We start from the raw sequence: 19,057 nt of genomic DNA on the forward strand, positions 1-19,057 counted from the left end.
GTCACCAGCCACGCGGCGGAGCCGCAGATTGTCCCAGCGTCCGGGGAGCCTTATGTCCAGCGAATACGCAAAGCAGCTCGGGGCCAAGCTCCGCGCCATCCGCACCCAGCAGGGCCTCTCCCTCCACGGCGTGGAGGAGAAGTCCCAGGGCCGTTGGAAGGCCGTGGTGGTGGGGTCGTACGAGCGCGGCGACCGCGCCGTGACCGTGCAGCGCCTCGCCGAGCTGGCCGACTTCTACGGTGTGCCGGTCCAGGAGCTCCTGCCGGGCACCACGCCGGGCGGGGCCGCCGAGCCGCCGCCGAAGCTCGTCCTGGACCTGGAGCGTCTCGCCCATGTCCCGCAGGAGAAGGCCGGCCCTCTCCAGCGTTACGCGGCGACCATCCAGAGCCAGCGCGGCGACTACAACGGCAAGGTGCTGTCGATCCGCCAGGACGACCTGCGCACCCTCGCGGTCATCTACGACCAGTCGCCCTCGGTCCTGACCGAGCAGCTGATCAGCTGGGGTGTGCTGGACGCGGACGCGCGCCGTGCCGTGGCCCACGAGGAGGGCTGACACCGCGGTACAGAACAGCAGAAACGTCACATCCGGAAGGGCGGGCCGCGATCGGCGGGCCGCCCTTCCGGCGTGTCGAAGGCTTCTGCCGGCCCCGCCGAGGCCCCTCCGGGCGGGGCCGAGGCCCTTTCGGGGGCCCGGGCCGAGCGAGAGAGATATCACCCTCGCGCAGCGCCCGGATCGAACGCGGATACGGCCCCGAGCACGGTGTGCCCCGGGGCCGCGTGTCACCCGTTCGGCTCAACGGCGCATGATCGGGACCCGGAGGCCGCCGGTTCTCCGTCCACGATCCGCCCGGGCACGGCGTCCGATACCCGCACTCAAGCGCCGGACGGCCCGCGTGTGCGGCCCGTCCGGCGCTTGAGGACACGATCGACCGTGCCGACCCCGCTGGGGGCGTGCGCTAGTCGACGCGCAGCAGGCTCGGCTTGAGGTCCTTGAAGCGGCCGAGGAGACCGTTCACGAAGGACGGCGAGTCGTCGGTGGAGAACTCCTTGGCGAGCTGTACCGCCTCGTCGATCACCACGGCGTCGGGTGTTCCGTCGACCCAGACCAGCTCGTACGTGCCGAGCCGCACGATGTTCCGGTCGACGACCGGCATCCGGTCGAGCGTCCAGCCCACGGAGTAGGTGGAGATGAGTTCGTCGATGCGCTCGGCGTACTCCGCGTACCCCTCGACGAGCTCCATCGTGTACTCGCTGACCGGCGGCTGGCGGTCGTCGGTCCGGGCGTGCCGAAGCCAGTCCGCGAGGACCGTCCGCACGGGCGCCCCGCGCTGGTCGGCCTCGAAAAGGATCTGGAAGGCGCGCTTACGGGCCTTGTTACGAGCAGCCACGGTTAGCTGTTCACCCGGCCGAGGTACTCACCGGAGCGCGTGTCGACCTTGATCTTCTCGCCGGTCGTGATGAAGAGCGGGACACCGATCTCGTAACCGGTCTCCAGCTTGGCGGGCTTGGAGCCACCGGTGGAACGGTCGCCCTGCACCCCGGGGTCGGTGTGCTCGATGACCAGCTCGACGGCGGCGGGCAGCTCGACGTAGAGCGCGCTGCCCTCGTACATCGCCACCGTGGCCTCGAAGCCCTCCAGGAGGAAGTTCGCGGCGTCGCCGACGATCTCCCGGCTGATGTGGATCTGGTCGTAGGTGCCCATGTCCATGAAGACGAAGTACTCGCCGTCCATGTACGAGAACTGCATGTCGCGGCGGTCGACGCTGGCCGTCTCGACCTTCACGCCGGCGTTGAAGGTCTTGTCGACGACCTTGCCGGAGAGCACGTTCTTCAGCTTGGTACGCACAAAGGCCGGGCCCTTGCCAGGCTTGACGTGCTGGAACTCGACGACGGACCAGAGCTGGCCAGAGTCGAGCTTGAGCACCATGCCGTTCTTGAGGTCGTTCGTGGAAGCCACGGTTGCGGAATCTCCTGGACTGAAGCTGGGTGGGACCACGGTTGCGCGCCGCCGGCGCGGCCGGCAGAGCCTGCCGGACGGCTAGAGCGCGAGCAGTTCCTTGGTCGTGATGGTGAGTAGCTCGGGTCCGCCGTCCGCCTCGGGGCGGACGACGAGCGTGTCATCGATCCGGACACCGCCCCGGCCCGGAAGGTGGACCCCCGGTTCGACGGTGACCGGCACACAAGCGTCCAGTTTACCCATGGCGGCGGGCGCCAACTGCGGGTCCTCGTCGATTTCGAGCCCCACACCGTGTCCCGTACGGGCCGCGAGCCCCTCGCCGTACCCCGCGGACTCCAGCGGCTGACGGGCCGCGCGGTCCACGTCGCGGTAGGCGGTACCGGGCGTCAGAGCCTCCCGACCTGCTCGTTGTGCGGTGAACACGAGGTCGTACAGCTCGATCTGCCAGTCGGCGGGCGACGTTCCGATGACGAACGTGCGGCCGATCTCGCAACGGTATCCGTGGTAGTTGGCGCCGAGGCGAACGGAGAGGAAATCTCCCTCCTCGACCCTGCGGTCCGAGGGCCGGTGGCCCGCGCGGCCCGCGTTGGGACCGGTGGCGACCGAGGTACGGAAGGCCGGTCCGTCGGCGCCGTGGTCGACCAGCCGGCGTTCGAGCTCCAGCGCGAGATGGCGTTCGGTGCGGCCGACGAGGATCGATTCGAGCAGTTCGCCCAGTGCCTGGTCGGAGATCTCGGCGGCGATCCGCAGCTGGGAGATCTCCCCCTCGTCCTTGACCGTGCGCTCCTGTTCCACGGCGCAGCCGAGGTCCCCGAGGAGCAGCCGGGGTGCCACCGAGCCGATGGCGCGGTGGCGGGCGACGGTCAGATGGTGCTCCTCGACGGCGAGGGTCCGGACCGTGGACGAGTCGAGGAGGTCGGCGGCGGCGACGGCCGGATCACCCGCGGCGGTGGGAAGGACGCTCAGCCGCAGGCCTTCGTCGGGGCGGCCGTCGGCGGGAGCGCCGCTGGGGGTGCGGGGGCAGAGGAGTACGTCCCGCTGGTCGGCGACGCCGAGGAGCAGGACCGCCCCCGGTGGTGCGCCGCCCGCGAGATAGCGGACGTTGGCGGGCAGGGAGACCAGGGCGGCATCGCTGCCGGCCGCGGCGCACCGGTCGCGCAGCCGCCCGCGACGGACCGCATACACCTCTGACATGTATCGAGCCTATGAGCGCGGGCCCGGCTCGGCGCGGCCGACGCGTCCGACCGGGGCGGCGTGGACGCCGTACGGAAGGGACACCGGGAGCCGGGAGGCGGCCCCCTCCGGTGGGCGGGGAGAGCCGGTGTCCCCGCTACCAGGCCGGCGGGCTGGCGATCGACCGGGCGAGCACGTCGTCCAGGACCCGGGCCGTCGTCTCGACGTCGTACTTCGAGTTGTCGATGATCGGCAGTCCGGAGCCGTACCAGCCGGCCATCCGGCCGTGGATGCCCGCCACCTCCTCGTCGGAGAGCCGGCGGTTGCCGCTGCGCTCCGCGTTCCGCTCCAGGACGATCTCCAGGCCGGGCAGGAGGACCACGGGCAGCAGTCCGGGGCCGACGTGGCGCTTCCAGCCGCCGAGTCCGACGACCGGGCGGTCGGGGAAGACGGCGTCGTCGAGGATGCAGGAGATGCCGTTGGCCAGGAAGTTGCGGGCGGCGAAGCCGCAGGTGCGGCGGGCCAGGCGGTACTGGGCCTCGGAGTGCTCGTTCCACCCGGACTGCGGGTCGGCGAAGCCGGAGCAGACCCACTCGCGTACGTCGTCGAGGCTGATGTGCGCGGTGGGGACCTGCCGGCGCGCGGCCCAGTGCCGGGCGACGGTCGTCTTGCCCGCGCCGGCAGGGCCGATCAGCAGGACGGCCAGGGTGGCGGCGCCCGTCCCGCTGTCGGCGAGATGCGGCACGGGCAGGGGAACGGGGCCGCCGGGCGGCAGCTGGATGTGCCCGGTCGAGTCCGGCGGCGGTGGGGCCTGGGGTACCGGGGGGCCCTGCGGGGGCACCGGCGCCTGCTGGGGCGCCCCGGGGACGTGCTGGGGCCCGGTGGGCCGACCGGGCGGCGGGGGCCCCTGAGGCGGCTGTGGTGCGCCGTGCGGGTGAGGTGCGCCGTGTTGCCGGGGCCCGCCGTGCGGGTGGGGCCCCGGGTGCCCGCCGGGCCCGGACGGGGGGCCGTACGGCACCGCGCCCGGTACGGGTGGTTGCCCGTGGGGCGCGGGGGGGCCGGCCGGCGGGCCGGAGTGTGGTGCGCCGTGCGGTGGCGGACCGTGCGGCGGGGAGCCGTGCGCCCACGCGCCCGCGCCCTGTCCGCCCGCTCCGGGCGCCGAACCATGGGGAGGCGGCAGCGGAGCCCCCATCGCGTGCTGCATCCGGTGCCACTCCGTCTCGTACGTCTGACGCTGATCGCTCGGCCGCCAGGCCGACTTGCTTTCGAACGGTACCGTTCCCGGCCGCTTCCGTAGGTAACGTCCCGGGCCCGCCCCGAGTGCCCGGCCGCCCGCCGGGCCTGCCCGTCAGCCGTCCAGTTCCTCGGCGACCGCGCGGAGCGCCAGCCGGTACGAGCCCATGCCGAACCCCGCGATCGTGCCACTGGCGACCGCCGCGACGACCGAGGTGTGGCGGAATTCCTCGCGTGCGTACGGGTTCGAGATGTGCACCTCGATCAGCGGCGCGGTGCGCTGCGCTGCGGCGTCACGCATTCCGTACGAATAGTGGGTGAAAGCCCCGGGGTTGAGCACCACCGGGAGCGATCCGTCGGCGGCCTCGTGCAGCCAGCGGATCAGCTCGCCCTCGTCGTTCGTCTCGCGTACGTCGACGTCGAGGCCCAGCTCCTTGCCGGTCGACTGGCAGGTCTCCACAAGACCGGCGTAAGAGACGGAGCCGTAGACGTCCGGTTCGCGGGAACCGAGGCGGCCCAGATTGGGGCCGTTGAGGACCAGGACCCGACGGCTCACTCGGACACCTCCCCGAACGCGGCGAGCAGCACCGCCGGGTCGGGCCCCTCCAGCACGGTCGGCTTGGCCAGACCGTCGAGAACGATGAAACGCAGCAGGTCACCGCGGGACTTCTTGTCGACCTTCATGGTCTCCAGCAGCTTGGGCCACTGGTCGCCGCGGTAGGTCAGCGGGAGTCCGACCGACTTCAGCACGGCGCTGTGCCGTTCGGCGGTGGCATCGTCCAGCCGGCCCGCGAGGCGGCCCAGTTCGGCGGCGAAGACCATGCCGATGGAGACGGCGGCGCCGTGCCGCCACTTGTAGCGTTCGTTCTTCTCGATGGCGTGGGCGAGGGTGTGGCCGTAGTTGAGGATCTCGCGTACGCCGGACTCCTTGAGGTCGTTGGACACGACCTCGGCCTTGACCCGGATGGAACGCTCGATCAGCTCGGCGGTGTGCGGTCCGGCGGGCGAACGCGCCCCCTCGGGGTCGGACTCCACGAGATCGAGAATGGCCGGATCGGCGATGAATCCCGCCTTGATGATCTCGGCCATACCGCTCACGTAGTCGTTCACCGGCAGCGAGTCGAGCGCCGCGAGGTCGCACAGCACCCCGGCGGGCGGATGGAACGCGCCCACGAGGTTCTTGCCCTCGGCCGTGTTGATGCCCGTCTTGCCGCCGATCGCCGCGTCGACCATGCCGAGGACGGTCGTCGGTACGGCGATCCAGCGCACCCCGCGCAGCCAGGTCGCGGCGACGAAGCCGGCGACATCGGTGGTGGCGCCGCCGCCGACGCCGACGATGACATCGCTGCGGGTGAATCCGGTCTGTCCGAGCGCCTTCCAGCAGTAGGCGGCGACCTCGACGGTCTTCGCCTCCTCGGCGTTCGGCAGCTGGATGGCGACCGCCTCGAACCCCTGGTCCGCGAGGTCCTGGCGCAGCGCCTCGCCGGTCTCCGCGAGCGCCTCGGGGTGGAGTACGGCGACGCGCTTGGCCCGGGGGCCGACGAGCGCGGGCAGTTCGCCCAGCAACTGCCGGCCGACCAGCACCTCGTAAGGGTCGTGGCCGGCGCCGCCGACCTGGATACGGGTGACCGTCCGGTCCTGGTCCGTCGTCATGCCTGGTTCTCCTTGCCGGGAGCGGTGCCGGTGCCGGGAGCGGTGCCGGCCGTGCCCGCGCCGGCCGAAGGGTCGGCGCCGGAGGTGGTCGGGTTGGTGGACGGGTCGGGGCCGGGGACGGCCTCCGCGCCCAGCTCCAGTGCCTCGATGACGGCTTCGGCGACCTCTTCGGGCGCCCGCTCGTCGGTCGGCACGACCGCGCGCGCGACCTCCGTGTAGAGGGAGCGCCGCTCCTCCATCAGCAGCTTCCACTGCTGGCGGGGGTTGATGGCGAGCAGCGGCCGGGCCAGGCCCAGACCGGTGCGCCGGACCGCCTCGTTCGCCTCCATCGAGAGATAGACGACGGGCAGGTCCGCGAGCAGTTCGCGGGTGTCCTTGTCGAGAACCGCCCCGCCGCCGAGCGCGAGGACACCGCGGTGTTCGGCGAGCGCGGTGCGTACGGCCTCCCGCTCCAGATCCCGGAAGTGCCGCTCGCCCTCGTCGAAGAAGATGTCCGAGATCTCCCGGCCCTCGGCGGCGACGATGTCGGCGTCGGTGTCCCGGTAGTCGGTGTCGAGACGTTCGGCGAGCAGCGCGCCCACGGTGGTCTTGCCGACCCCCATCGGGCCGACGAGGACGATCCGGGGGCCGCTCATCGGATCACCAGATTCTTCAGGTACGACTCGACGTTGCGCCGGGTCTCGGGGACGCTGTCGCCGCCGAACTTCTCGGCCACGGCGTCCGCGAGGGTCAGCGCGACCATGGCCTCCGCGACGATGCCCGCGGCGGGCACCGCGCAGACGTCGGAGCGCTGGTGGTGCGCCTTCGCGGCCTCGCCGGTGGCGACATCGACGGTGGCGAGCGCGCGGGGCACGGTCGCGATGGGCTTCATCGCGGCCCGTACGCGCAGCAGTTCGCCCGTCGACAGTCCGCCCTCCGTGCCGCCGGAGCGGCCCGAGGCGCGCCTGATGCCCTCGTCGGTCACCATGATCTCGTCGTGCGCCCGGGAGCCGGGCACCCGGGCGAGGCCGAAGCCGTCGCCGACCTCGACGCCCTTGATGGCCTGGATGCCCATGAGGGCCGCGGCGAGCCGGGCGTCGAGCCGGCGATCCCAGTGGACGTGCGAGCCGAGGCCGACGGGCACGCCGTACGCCAGCACCTCGACCACACCGCCGAGAGTGTCGCCGTCCTTGTGGGCCTGGTCGATCTCCGCGACCATCGCCTCGCTCGCCTCCGGGTCCAGACAGCGGACGGGGTCGGCGTCGAGCCGCTCGACGTCGCCGGGGGTCGGGTAGACGCCGTACGGCGCCTTGGCGGTGGCCAGTTCGACGACGTGGGAGACGATCTCGATCCCGGCCGTCTCCTTCAGGTACGAGCGGGCGACCGCGCCGAGGGCGACCCGGGCCGCCGTCTCCCGGGCGCTGGCGCGCTCCAGGATCGGCCGGGCCTCGGACGCGCCGTACTTCTGCATGCCCGCGAGGTCGGCGTGGCCGGGGCGCGGACGCGTCAGCGGCTCGTTGCGGGCGAGACCCGCCAGCACCTCGGGGTCGACCGGGTCGGCCGCCATGACCTGTTCCCACTTGGGCCACTCGGTGTTGCCGACCATGATCGCGACCGGCGATCCCATGGTCAGCCCGTGCCGTACGCCGCCGAGGAAGGTGACCTCGTCGCGCTCGAACTTCATCCGCGCGCCGCGCCCGTAGCCCAGACGGCGCCTGGCGAGGTGATCGCCCACGATCTCGGTGGTGATCGGCACACCCGCGGGAAGGCCCTCCAGCGTCGCGACGAGTGCGGGTCCGTGCGACTCCCCCGCTGTCAGCCAGCGCAACCTGCTCAACGGTGCTCCTCGGTGAATCTCGACATCTTCGACGGTACGACTGCGGTACGCATCCTCGGGTCCCGATCCTGCCATGACCGGCCGCCCGCTCCGTGACTCCGTCCAGCCTGCGGATACGGGCGCGGCGGCCGGAGCCGCCGCGCTCCGCGGGGCCCGCTGGTCAGACGCTGTGCGCCCCGAGCGCCTGCTCGCCGGCGTCGCGCATCACGGCGAGCGGCGCGGGCGCGCGGCCGGTCATCAGCTCGACCTGGAGGACGGCCTGGTGCACGAGGAGGTCGAGACCGCCGACCACGGAACCGCCCCGGGCGGACCAGGCGGCGGCGAGCGCGGTGGGCCAGGGGTCGTACAGCACGTCGAAGAGGGTGCCGGGACGGTCGGGGACGTGCGGGGCCAGCGCGTCGGTGGCGCCCGCGGGGGTCGTGGCGATCACCAGCGGGGCGCCGAACGCGTCGGCGGCCTCCGCCCAGTCGGCGGTGCGGACGTCGACGCCGAGCCTGGTCCCCCAGCCGCTCATCTCGGCGGCGCGGTCCCGGCTGCGTACGTAGGCGGTGACCGGACCCTCGCAGACGTGCGAGAGCGCGGCGATCGCGGACGACGCCGTCGCCCCCGCGCCAAGGACGGCCGCGGACTCCACCGCGGCGACACCGCGCTCGCGCAGCGCGGCGAGCATGCCGGGGATGTCGGTGTTGTCACCGGTGCGTCGACCGTCGGCGTCGACGACAACAGTGTTGACGGCCTCGACGGACGACGCCGTCCCGCTGATCCCGTCGAGCAGCGGGATGACGGCCCGCTTCAGCGGCATGGTCAGCGAGAGCCCGGCCCAGGACGCGTCGAGACCGGCGAGGAACGGGGCAAGCCCCGCCTCGGCCACCTCGAAGCGGTCGTACGACCAGTGGGTGAGACCCAGTTCCGCGTACGCGGCCCGGTGCAGCACCGGGGAGAGGGAGTGGGCGATGGGCGAGCCGAGGACGGCCGCCCTGCGCCCGGTGGTGCTAGTCGTTGGCATTCTTCCGTCGCTCGTTGAACTTGTCGACCAGCTTCTGGTGCTCGGCCAGGGTCTTGGTGAATTCGGTGGTCTTGCCGTCGATGGAGATGAAGTACATCCAACCACCAGAGTCCGGCGCCTTGGTGGCGTTCAGCGCGTCAGCACCCGGATTTCCGATCGGACCCGGCGGAAGACCCTTGTAGAAGTACGTGTTGTACGGGTCGTCGTGGTTCCTGATCTCCGCGGTGGAGATGTCGATCTCGCTCTCGTTCTTCAAGTAATTGAAGGTCGAGTCGAATTCGAGCTTCTGGTTGGTGTCGGTGTTCGTCGGCTTGAGCCGGTTGTAGACGACCGCCGCCATCTTCTTGAAGTCGTCGTGGGTGATGCCTTCGGCCTGCACCAGGCTGGCGACGGTGACGACATCGAGCGGGGACTCCAGACCGAGGTCAGCGGCTGATTTCTCCAGATCGTACTTCTTGTACTCCTGGTTGGACCGGGCGACCATCTGCTTGAGGACGTCCTCCGGCTTGGTCTTCTCCCCGATGTCGTACCGCGCGGGATAGAGGAATCCTTCGAGCGGGTCCTTGATGTCCTCGTTGTCGTCCGCCCAGGCGGGCAGGCCGAGTTTGCCGGCCTGCGCCTTGGCGACACCGGCGGTAGTACCGGGTTCGAGCTTGAGTTTCGTGTCGATGAACTCGTAGACCTTTACCGCGCGCGTGCCCTCACCGATGGTCAGCGAATTCAGATTGGCCGGGTTGGTCATCAGCTCGACGGCGGCCTTGGCCGACATCTCCTTCTTCAGCGGATAGACACCCGGCTGGATGGCCTTGCCTTTCGGGTGTTCGCCCGCCGCTTCGACGAACGCGCCCGCGCTCTTGACCACCCCGCTCGCCTTCAGCAGGTTGCCCATCTCGCTGAGACCCGCGCCCTGCGGGATCTCGACCTGGACCGAGCCGGTACCGGCGCCCGCGAAGTCGGGGGGCGGACCGAAGCGCTCCTGCCAGAACTGGTACGCGTAGTACCCGCCGCCCGCCGTGGCGCCGACGAGGACCAGACCGGCCACCAGACAGGCACCGCCGCCGCGCCGCTTCTTCTTCGACGGGCCGCGGCGGTCACGTCCGCCGCCTCCGCGACGGCCGTCGTCCTCGTCGTCGTACGCGCGGTCGTCCGTCTCGTCGTTCCGGTCGTCGTCCCGCTCACGGCGCCGGCCGCCGTCGTCGCCGTCCTCGCCGGTGAAGAACGGATGGGTCTCCTCCGGCTGCGGACCGTCCCAGTCGTTCTCGGGCTCGGGCCGGGGAGGCGGCGGGGGCGCCGCCTGACGGGGTCCCGGGGGGCCGGGCTGGGGGTACGCCTCGGAGTTGCCGTACGGGTCGGGGCTCTCGCCGCCGTAACCGCCGCCCTGCGGGGCCGCGTAGGGGTCGCCCTGGCCCTCGCCGTACGGCATGGCCCCCTGCTGGCCGGTGTCCCAACCCCCGCCGTACTGGGGGTCGTTGGGCCCCTGTCCGGCGTACTGCTGCTGGTCGTACTGCGGCTCGCTGTACTGCTGCTGTTGCTGTTGCTGCTGGTAATGGGGCTGCTGCTGGGGGTGTTGCTGCTGGTGCCCCGGGTGTTGCTGAGGGTGCTGCTGCGGCTGGTGCTGCTGCGGGATGTACACCTGCTGGCCGGTGTCCCAGCCACCGCCGTCGTACTGGGGGTTGTACTGCTGTTGCTGCGGATGCCCCTGCTGGGGGTGCTGTTGCTGAGGCTGCTGCGCGTACTGCTGCTGGCCGGTGTCCCAGCCGCCACCGTCGTACTGGGGGTCGTACTGCTGCTGCGGATGGGGCTGCTGAGCCTGAGGCTGAGCGTCGTAAGGAGTGTGGCCGTCGGCGGCCTGCTGCGCTCCCCACCCCTGGTCCCCGTACAAGGGGTCCTCGGGGTGCCACGGTTCAGGGCCTCGACCCCGGCCATAGTCAGTCATCGATCCCCTAGAGCCGCGAGGCGAGCGGTGCCGGGCGCGGATGGCCCGGTGTCCGTAACGCCTCTCTCTGTGCGGCAGTTGTTCGAATCCCCGCCGCATCGCGCGGAACGTTACCGTATCGCGATCAGGCGGCCTTCATCCTCGCACACAGATAACCGTAAGTATGTTCCGGTTTCGCCCGATCAGGCGTCTCAGGTCTGAACCCGCACACCCTCACCGGGCGGCGCTCCCGACGCTCTTTCGGACTCCAGCGCGTTCTGCAGGATGATGACGGCCGCCACCTGATCGATGACGGACCTGCCCTTCTTGGACTTCACACCCGAGGCGCGCAGTCCCTGGCCGGCGGTCACCGTCGTCATTCTCTCATCCACGAGCCGCACGGGGACCGGTGCGATCCTACGGGCGACCTCTTCCGCGAACGCCCGCACCTTGACGGCCGCCGGGCCCTCGCCGCCGCTGAGCGAACGCGGCAGTCCGACGACGACCTCGATCGGCTCGTACTCCTCCACCAGCTGCACGAGCCGGCGGTGGGCGGCCTGGACATCACGTCCCGGCACCGTCTCCACCGGCGTCGCGAGGAGCCCGTCGGGGTCGCACGAGGCGACCCCGATGCGGGCGTCCCCGACGTCGACGGCGAGTCTTCGGCCCCGGCGCACGAGGGCGGTCACCCCGCCACGTCTCCGGCCGCTTCTCCGGCCATGGCCTCGGCCGCGTCCTCGGGCATGTCCTCAGGCCGTCCCCTCGACGAGGCGCTCCACGGCGGCCACGGCGTCGCCGATGGCCTCGGGATTCTGACCGCCGCCCTGGGCGACGTCCGGCTTGCCGCCGCCTCCGCCACCGAGGGTCTTGGCGGCGGCGCGGACCAGTTCGCCGGCCTTGAGCCCGCGCTCACGCGCCGCCTCGTTGGTGGCGATGACCGTCAGCGGGCGCCCGCCCACGGTCGTGAACAGCGCGACGACCGCGGGGCGGCCACCGGTGATCCGGCCGCGCACGTCCAGCACCAGCCTGCGCAGATCGTCGGCCGAGGTGCCGTCCGGCACCTGGCCGGTGACCAGGGCCGTACCGCGTACGTCCCTGGCGCCCTCGACCAGTCCGGCGGCGGCGGCCAGCACCTTCTCCGCGCGGAACTTCTCGATCTCCTTCTCGGCGTCCCTCAGCTTGGCGAGCATCCCGGCGATCTTCTCCGGCAGTTCCTCGGAGCGGCCCTTGACCAGCTCCTGGAGCTGGGCGACGACGGTGTGCTCCCTGGCGAGGAAGTTGTAGGCGTCCACGCCGACCAGCGCTTCGATACGGCGCACGCCGGAGCCGATCGAGGACTCGCCGAGCAGCTTCACCAGGCCCAGCTGGGCGGTGTTGTGCACGTGCGTGCCGCCGCACAGCTCCTTGGAGAAGTCGCCGATGGTGACGACGCGGACGCGCTCGCCGTACTTCTCGCCGAACTCGGCGATGGCTCCCTGCTTCTTGGCGTCGTCGATGGACATGACCTCGGCCTGGACGTCGAGTTCCCGTCCGAGCACCTCGTTGATCTTCTGCTCGACATCGGTGAGCACCGTGCCCGGTACGGCGGCGGGCGAGCCGAAGTCGAAGCGGAAGCGGCCGGGCGAGTTCTCGGAGCCGGCCTGGGCGGCCGTCGGGCCGAGGGCGTCGCGCAGCGCCTGGTGGGTCAGATGGGTCGCGCTGTGGGCGCGCGCGATGGCGCGGCGGCGGCGGGTGTCGATGGCGGCGAACGCCGGGGCGCCCACCGTGACTTCACCGACCTGCACGGACCCCTTGTGCACGGAGACACCCGGGACCGGCTGCTGGACGTCACGGACCTGGATGACCGCGCCGGTGTCGAGCCGGATCCGTCCCTGGTCGGCGAGCTGGCCACCGCCCTCGGCGTAGAACGGGGTGCGGTCGAGGACGACCTCGACCTCGTCGCCCTCGGTGGCGGCGGGTGACGGCACACCGTCGACGAGCAGGCCGACGATCCGCGACTCGCCCTCGGTGCTGACGTACCCGGTGAACTCGGTGGCGCCGGAGGTGTCGGCGACCTCGCGGTAGGAGGAGAGGTCGGCGTGACCGGTCTTCTTCGACCTGGCGTCGGCCTTGGCCCGGTCCCGCTGCTCCTTCATGAGCCGGCGGAAGCCGTCCTCGTCCACGGAGAGGCCCTGTTCGGCGGCCATTTCGAGGGTGAGGTCGATCGGGAAGCCCCAGGTGTCGTGGAGCAGGAACGCCTTGTCGCCGGCCAGGACCGAGCCGCCTGCGGCCTTGGTCTCGGTGACGGCCGTGTCGAGGATGTTGGTGCCGCCCTTGATGGCCTTGAGGAAGGCGGCCTCCTCGGCGAGGGCGACGGTCTCGATGCGCTTGCGGTCGGTGATCAGCTCGGGGTACTGCTGGCCCATCGACCTGATGACCACGTCGATCAGGTCGGCGACAACCGGTCCGGTGGCGCCGAGGAGCCGCATGTTGCGCACGGCGCGGCGCAGGATGCGGCGCAGGACGTACCCGCGTCCCTCGTTGCCGGGCGTGACACCGTCGCCGATGAGCATCACGGAGGTGCGCATGTGGTCGGTGACGACGCGCAGGGAGACGTCCGAGGCCTCGTCGGCTCCGTAACGGACGCCGGTCAGTTCGGTCGCCTTGTCGATGACGGCCATCGACGTGTCGATCTCGAACATGTTGTGGACGTCCTGGAGGACCATGGCGAGACGTTCGAGGCCGAGGCCGGTGTCGATGTTCTTGGACGGCAGCTCGCCGAGGATCGGGAAGTCCTCCTTGCCCTCGCCGGCGCCGCGCTCGTACTGCATGAAGACCAGGTTCCAGATCTCCACGTAGCGCTCGTCGTTGACGGCCGGGCCGCCCTCTTCGCCGAACTCCGGGCCGCGGTCGTAGAAGATCTCCGAGCAGGGACCGCAGGGGCCGGGCACGCCCATGGACCAGTAGTTGTCCTTCTTGCCCAGCCGCTGGACGCGCTCGGCGGGGAAGCCGACCTTGTCCGTCCACACGTCGGCGGCCTCGTCGTCGTCCAGATAGACCGTGACCCAGAGCCTGTCGGGGTCGAGGCCGTAGCCGCCGTCGGCCACCGGGGTGGTCAGCAGCTCCCAGGCGAGGGTGATGGCGCCCTCTTTGAAGTAGTCGCCGAAGGAGAAGTTGCCGCACATCTGGAAGAACGTGCCGTGCCGGGTGGTCTTGCCGACCTCTTCGATGTCCGGCGTGCGGACGCACTTCTGCACGCTGGTCAGCCGGGGGGCGGGGGCCTTGACCTCACCGAGGAAGTACGGCTTGAAGGGGACCATGCCCGCGGGGACCAGCAGGAGAGTCGGGTCGTCCGCGATGAGCGACGCCGAGGGGACCGCGGTGTGCCCGCGCCCCTCGAAGAAGCTCAGCCAGCGGCGGCGGATTTCGGCCGACTCCATCAGTGGTCCTCATTCCGGTTGTGCGGTGTACGCGAGTCGAGTCTGTCGCTGTGGTCGTGGTGGTCGTACGCGTCGGCGCCGGGCCCGTGGTCGTCGCGGCGGCGTTCGACACGGCCTTCGACGGCGAGGCGGCGCTGGGCGGGGAGTTCGCGGTCGACGGGGGTGTCGAGCCCCAGCGCCTCGCCCAGTTCGGACTCGCGCTGGGCCATGCCCGCGCGCACGTCGAGGGCGAAGTCCCTGAGCCGGTGTCCGGCGTCGACGGCCTTGTCGGCCGCCTGCGCGGCGAGACTCTCGGGCGCCAGCCGCCGGAGTTTGCTGTGGACCTTGGTGGTGGCCCAGACCCCGGCCGCCGCGCCCGCGGTGAACCAGAACGTACGGCGGAACATCGCTGCCTCAGCCCTTCTGCTTCCTGCTGCGTCGGGCGGACGGAACGGTCCTGCCCACGATGACCGTGCGCCGGCCACGCGCGGCCGGTACCGATGCCTTGCGCTCGGCGGGTGCCGGCTCGGCGGGGGTCTTGCGGCCCATCGCCCGCCGCACGCCGTAGCCGAAGGCCGCGACCTTCACCAGGGGGCCGCCGAAGGTCGACGCCACGGTCGTGGAGAGCGCGGAGGCGTTGGAGGTGACCTCCTGGACGTCCGTGGCGATGGCGTCGACCCGGTCGAGCTGGGTCTGTGCCGCGCGTACGGTCGCCGACGCGTCCGCCAGCAGCGGTACGGCCTGGTCGGTCACGTCCGCGACGAGTCTGGTGGTCGCCTTGAGCGTCTGCGCCAGCCTCACGAGCACCACGGCGAGGAGGGTGACCAGAACCGCCCAGAAGACGGCCACCAGGATCCCGGCAACCTCTCCACCGGTCACGCTGCACCGCTCTCTGCGTCTGTTGTGGGTCGATCGGGTCACACCGGATCTCGAACGACCCGGCCGACCCGAGAAAGGTCTCCCTCGACCCTATCGCGCCCGGAGTGACTCCCCGTACCGCTTTACGGCGGTCGCGGACCCACCTCGCCGGCCGCGGCGGGGACGGGGAGTCGAACCGGCCGGCGGGGAGGCCGCGAAGCCGGTCGGGAGAGCGGTCGGGAGACGCGAGAGCCCGCCGGCTCCCCCTGCCGGATCGGCGGGGAAGCGGCGGGCTGGGCGCGAGTGACCGCGCCGACCACACCTGGATCAGAGGGTGATCAGCGGGCGTAGTACTCGACGACGAGCTGCTCGTCGCAGATGACCGGGATCTCCTTGCGCAGCGGCTCACGGTCCAGACGGAACGCCAGCGCCTTCAGGTTGACCTGGATGTAGCGCGGGGTCTCGCCGTCCGTGTCGTAACCACCCTCGCGGGCGACCTGGAAGGGAACCTTCTCGCGGCTGCGCTCGCGGACCATCACGACATCGTCGGGACGGACGCGGAAGGACGGCTTGTCGACCTTGCCGCCGTTGACCTCGATGTGGCCGTGGACGACCATCTGACGGGCCTGGTAGATGGTGCGGGCGATGCCCGAACGCAGGACCAGGGCGTCGAGACGACGCTCCAGCTCGACGACCAGGGCCTCGCCGGTCTTGCCGCCGGCCTTGCGAGCGCGGTCGTAGGCGCGGGCCATCTGGCGCTCGCTGATGTCGTACTGGGCACGCAGACGCTGCTTCTCCAGCAGACGGACCTTGTAGTCACTGTTCTGCTTGCGGCCGCGGCCGTGCTCGCCCGGCGGGTAGGGACGGGCCTCGAAGTACTTCACGGCCTTCGGCGTCAGCGCGATACCGAGCGCGCGTGACTTCTTGACCTTGGGACGCGACTGGTTAGGCACGTTCTCCAGACCTCCGTTGTAGGTTAGGTTAGGCTCACCTTACTCAAAGGAGATCGCATGTCTCGTCGCCCTGGGAACACCACGCGCATCACAGACAGTCTCGACGCGCAGGGCATCGATACGACGGAGGTCCGATCAGCTCATGGTCAGCCGCGTCCCAGCGGGCTTGAAATCGCCCGGATGCCGTCAGCAGCCGAGCGCACACGAACTCTCGTACAGAGTACATGCTCATCCGTGCTGCTCGTCCCGGGCCTGGACGCCCCCCGACCCGACCAGTTGATGCCCGACGCGCGGGGCGTGGACGGCGAGGGCGACGTGCTGCTGGCCTTCGCCGCGGACTCCCCCGTCGTCCGGGCGGCGACCCACGCACAGGCCGACGAGCTGGCCGCGGTGCTGGAGATCACCGATGTCGCCCCGGTCTCCGTCCCCCACCGTATCCGGGGCCGGGCCTGGGTCTCCGGCTGGCTGACCCGCGCACCGGGGACTGCCGAGCCCGGCCGGACGACACTGCGGCTGGAGGTCGGCGAGGCGTACGTGGACGACCTGTGGGGCGCGGAGTCGGTGGAGGCGGACGCGTTCGCCGCGGCCCTGCCGGACCCGCTGTCGGAGCACGAGGCCGAGCTCCTCCAGCATCTGCACGCCGCGCACAGCGCCGAGGTGGGGACACTGCGCTCGCTGCTCGGCGCGCGGACCGGCGGGACGGCGGCCGTGCCGGTCGGCGTGGACCGCTTCGGACTCCGGGTCCGCTTCACCGGCGTCAACTGCTTCGACGCCCGCTTCGACTTCCCCGAGCCGGTGCGTGACGTGGCCGAACTGCGCCGCGCCATGCACGCGCTGTTCGAGGCCGCGAGCAGCTGAGCCCCGCCGGCCGGCGTCCGGGCATCGGCGCCCGCACGCGTCCCCGGTCGTCCCCGCTCGTCCCCGGTCGAAGGGCTCAGTTCGACGGGGCGTCGCCGCGCAGGCGCTCGCGGACCTTCTCGACCACGTCCGCGTAGCGCGCCTCCGCGCCGTACCGCGTCGGTGCGTAGTACCGCCGGTCCCCCACCTCGTCCGGGAGATACCGCTGCGCGGCGATACCGCCGGGCACGTCGTGCGGATAGACGTACCCCTGCGCGTGGCCGAGCTTGGCCGCCCCCTTGTAGTGGCCGTCGCGCAGATGCGGGGGTACGGGCCCGGCCAGCCCCTTCTTCACGTCCTCCAGCGCGGCGGAGATCGCGAGCGTCGCCGCGTTCGACTTCGGGGCCAGCGCCAGGGCGATGGTCGCGTGGCTGAGGGTGAGCGCGGCCTCCGGGAAGCCGATCATCGCCACCGCCTGCGCCGCCGCGACGGCCGTGGGCAGGGCCGTCGGGTCGGCGAGGCCGATGTCCTCGCTGGCGGAGATCATCAGCCGGCGGGCGATGAACCGGGGGTCCTCGCCCGCCTCGATCATGCGCGCCAGATAGTGCAGCGCCGCGTCCACGTCGGAGCCGCGGATCGACTTGATGAGGGCGCTCGCCACGTCGTAGTGCTGGTCTCCGTCCCGGTCGTACTTCACGGCGGCGCGGTCGACCGTCTCCTCCACCGTGGCGAGGCTGATCTCCTTCTCGCCCTTGGAGATCGCCGCGCCCGCCGCCGCCTCCAGGGCGGTCAGGACCCGGCGGGCGTCCCCTCCGGCGATCCGCAGCAGATGTGCCTCGGAGTCGTCGGGCAGGGAGACCGCGCCGCCGAGACCGCGCTCCTCGGTGAGCGCGCGGCGCAACAGGGCGCGCAGGTCGTCGTCGGTGAGCGGCTCCAGCGTCAGCAGCAGGGAACGTGAGAGCAGCGGGGAAATGATCGAGAAATACGGATTCTCGGTGGTGGCCGCGATGAGCGTGACCCAGCGGTTCTCCACGGCGGGCAGCAGGGAGTCCTGCTGGGCCTTGCTGAACCGGTGGATCTCGTCCAGGAAGAGGACGGTCTCCTTGCCGAAGCCGCCGGAGGCGCGCCGGGCGCCGTCGATGACGGCGCGGACCTCCTTGACACCGGCGGTGATCGCGGACAGCTCGACGAAACGCGCGTCGGTGGCCTTGGAGACGACATGGGCGAGGGTCGTCTTGCCCGTGCCGGGAGGGCCCCAGAGGAGCACGGACGAGGGGCCCGCGGGTCCCCTGCCCTGGGCGGCCTGTTCGACCAGGCGTCGCATCGGGGAGCCGGGCTTGAGCAGATGCCGCTGGCCGACCACCTCGTCCAGGACGCGCGGACGCATCCGGACGGCCAGCGGGCTGCTGGACGGGTCCTTCTCCTGGCGGTCTTCGGCCGCTGCGGTAAAGAGGTCGGGCTCCACATCTCAGAGCCTATGCCAGCCCACCGACAGTGTGATCGGCGCCGATGGCCGGGCGATCCCGGTACGGGCCGGTCAGCTGGTCCAGAAGTCCCACCAGCGGGTCAGGACCAGCATCCCGATGATCCCGATCCACAGCACCGGCGGCACCCAGTGGAACTCCCCCAGCCCACCGCGCAGCCACCTCGGCGCGGGAAGAACCCGGTGCGTGACGTTGAACGTCGTCACGTAACAGAACATCACGATCGTCGCGACCCACGCCAGCGAGCACCACAGACAGAGCGACCCGATGCTGTACAGCGACTGGTACTGCAACCACGTACAGAAACCGACACCGAACAGCATCCCGCCGTTCAGCCCCACCCAGAACCACCGCCGGAACCGCGCCCCCGCCAGCAGCCCCGCACCCACACACACCACCACCGCGTACGCCACCAGACCCAGCATCGGATTCGGAAACCCGAACACCGACGCCTGATCGCTCTTCATGATGTTCCCGCACGACACCACCGGATTCAGACTGCACCCCGGCGTGAACCCCGGATCCTCCAACAGCCTGAACTTGTCAACCGTGATCACCCACGACGCCACCACACCCGCCGCACCCGTCACCACCAACAACCACGCCAGCACCCGCCCCGCACCGAAATGCCCGGGGGCGCCGCCGTGCTCCGCCCGGTCGGCGGTCACGTCGTCCAGCGCTGTACTCGTCATATCGCCGTTCCATGCCTCGTGGTCCGCGGCCTGCGGAGGGGTCCGGTCAATTCTGCCGTACTCGGCCCCGTGTCCACCGTTC

The 19,057-nt window shown here is 71.2% G+C and carries 19 protein-coding genes; 2 read left to right on the forward strand and 17 right to left on the reverse strand.

Features of this window, described 5'->3' with window-relative positions:
• Positions 1-52 precede the first annotated feature (52 nt).
• Positions 53-553, forward strand: a complete 501-nt coding sequence (gene bldD, locus ACFWU9_RS09445) for a transcriptional regulator BldD (RefSeq protein WP_030355502.1) — start codon at positions 53-55, stop codon at positions 551-553.
• A 403-nt stretch (positions 554-956) separates the two neighbouring features.
• On the opposite strand, the gene nusB is transcribed toward bldD, so the two are convergent.
• From nusB to rpsD, 15 genes are all read right to left on the reverse strand, one after another.
• Positions 957-1,388 (reverse strand): transcription antitermination factor NusB, encoded by a 432-nt coding sequence (gene nusB, locus ACFWU9_RS09450; RefSeq protein WP_384316012.1) that lies wholly within the window; start codon positions 1,386-1,388, stop codon positions 957-959.
• Between the two features lie 2 nt (positions 1,389-1,390).
• Positions 1,391-1,957: an elongation factor P gene (gene efp / locus ACFWU9_RS09455; protein WP_384316014.1), complete on the reverse strand. Its 567-nt coding sequence runs from the start codon at positions 1,955-1,957 to the stop codon at positions 1,391-1,393.
• 81 nt (positions 1,958-2,038) lie between these two features.
• Positions 2,039-3,151, reverse strand: a complete 1,113-nt coding sequence (locus tag ACFWU9_RS09460; RefSeq protein ID WP_384316016.1) for an aminopeptidase P family protein — start codon at positions 3,149-3,151, stop codon at positions 2,039-2,041.
• Positions 3,152-3,287: 136 nt separating this feature from the next.
• Positions 3,288-4,334, reverse strand: coding sequence for an AAA family ATPase (locus tag ACFWU9_RS09465; protein WP_384316018.1), 1,047 nt, complete (start codon positions 4,332-4,334; stop codon positions 3,288-3,290).
• Between the two features lie 144 nt (positions 4,335-4,478).
• A complete protein-coding gene (gene aroQ, locus ACFWU9_RS09470) occupies positions 4,479-4,919 on the reverse strand; it encodes a type II 3-dehydroquinate dehydratase (RefSeq protein ID WP_384316020.1) in 441 nt (146 codons plus the stop codon).
• The gene (aroB, locus tag ACFWU9_RS09475; RefSeq protein ID WP_384316021.1) at positions 4,916-6,016 is read right to left on the reverse strand and encodes a 3-dehydroquinate synthase; all 1,101 of its coding nucleotides are present in this window, start codon (positions 6,014-6,016) and stop codon (positions 4,916-4,918) included. Before aroB ends, aroQ begins: the two co-directional genes overlap by 4 nt.
• Complete coding sequence (locus ACFWU9_RS09480; RefSeq protein ID WP_384316023.1) at positions 6,013-6,651, reverse strand: shikimate kinase; 639 nt, start codon at positions 6,649-6,651, stop codon at positions 6,013-6,015. Before ACFWU9_RS09480 ends, aroB begins: the two co-directional genes overlap by 4 nt.
• Complete coding sequence (gene aroC, locus ACFWU9_RS09485) at positions 6,648-7,832, reverse strand: chorismate synthase (protein WP_384316025.1); 1,185 nt, start codon at positions 7,830-7,832, stop codon at positions 6,648-6,650. Before aroC ends, ACFWU9_RS09480 begins: the two co-directional genes overlap by 4 nt.
• Positions 7,833-7,992: 160 nt before the next feature.
• The gene (locus tag ACFWU9_RS09490) at positions 7,993-8,838 is read right to left on the reverse strand and encodes a shikimate dehydrogenase (RefSeq protein WP_384316027.1); all 846 of its coding nucleotides are present in this window, start codon (positions 8,836-8,838) and stop codon (positions 7,993-7,995) included.
• A complete protein-coding gene (gene mltG / locus ACFWU9_RS09495; RefSeq protein WP_384316029.1) occupies positions 8,825-10,774 on the reverse strand; it encodes an endolytic transglycosylase MltG in 1,950 nt (649 codons plus the stop codon). Before mltG ends, ACFWU9_RS09490 begins: the two co-directional genes overlap by 14 nt.
• A gap of 191 nt (positions 10,775-10,965) precedes the next feature.
• Entirely contained in the window at positions 10,966-11,442 is a 477-nt protein-coding gene (ruvX, locus tag ACFWU9_RS09500) for a Holliday junction resolvase RuvX (protein WP_384316031.1), read from the reverse strand.
• A 60-nt stretch (positions 11,443-11,502) separates the two neighbouring features.
• The gene (gene alaS / locus ACFWU9_RS09505) at positions 11,503-14,172 is read right to left on the reverse strand and encodes an alanine--tRNA ligase (protein ID WP_384316033.1); all 2,670 of its coding nucleotides are present in this window, start codon (positions 14,170-14,172) and stop codon (positions 11,503-11,505) included.
• Complete coding sequence (locus ACFWU9_RS09510) at positions 14,172-14,558, reverse strand: hypothetical protein (RefSeq protein WP_384316035.1); 387 nt, start codon at positions 14,556-14,558, stop codon at positions 14,172-14,174. Before ACFWU9_RS09510 ends, alaS begins: the two co-directional genes overlap by 1 nt.
• 7 nt (positions 14,559-14,565) lie before the next feature.
• Positions 14,566-15,030 carry a DUF948 domain-containing protein gene (locus tag ACFWU9_RS09515; protein ID WP_384316037.1) on the reverse strand — a complete coding sequence of 155 codons (465 nt, stop codon included), beginning with the start codon at positions 15,028-15,030 and terminating at the stop codon, positions 14,566-14,568.
• A 317-nt stretch (positions 15,031-15,347) separates the two neighbouring features.
• Positions 15,348-15,962: a 30S ribosomal protein S4 gene (rpsD, locus tag ACFWU9_RS09520; RefSeq protein WP_189109226.1), complete on the reverse strand. Its 615-nt coding sequence runs from the start codon at positions 15,960-15,962 to the stop codon at positions 15,348-15,350.
• Between the two features lie 180 nt (positions 15,963-16,142).
• On the opposite strand from rpsD, the gene ACFWU9_RS09525 reads away from it, so the two are divergent.
• Entirely contained in the window at positions 16,143-16,820 is a 678-nt protein-coding gene (locus ACFWU9_RS09525; RefSeq protein ID WP_384316039.1) for a DUF2470 domain-containing protein, read from the forward strand.
• A 76-nt stretch (positions 16,821-16,896) separates the two neighbouring features.
• Here ACFWU9_RS09525 and ACFWU9_RS09530 read toward each other — a convergent pair whose 3' ends face one another.
• Together ACFWU9_RS09530 and ACFWU9_RS09535 are read right to left on the reverse strand one after the other, a co-directional pair.
• Complete coding sequence (locus ACFWU9_RS09530; RefSeq protein ID WP_384316041.1) at positions 16,897-18,264, reverse strand: replication-associated recombination protein A; 1,368 nt, start codon at positions 18,262-18,264, stop codon at positions 16,897-16,899.
• A 72-nt stretch (positions 18,265-18,336) separates the two neighbouring features.
• The gene (locus ACFWU9_RS09535) at positions 18,337-18,975 is read right to left on the reverse strand and encodes a vitamin K epoxide reductase family protein (protein WP_384316043.1); all 639 of its coding nucleotides are present in this window, start codon (positions 18,973-18,975) and stop codon (positions 18,337-18,339) included.
• Positions 18,976-19,057: the final 82 nt, after the last annotated feature.

The sequence above is a fragment of the Streptomyces sp. NPDC058653 genome, from assembly GCF_042716895.1.
GTDB lineage: Bacteria > Actinomycetota > Actinomycetes > Streptomycetales > Streptomycetaceae > Streptomyces.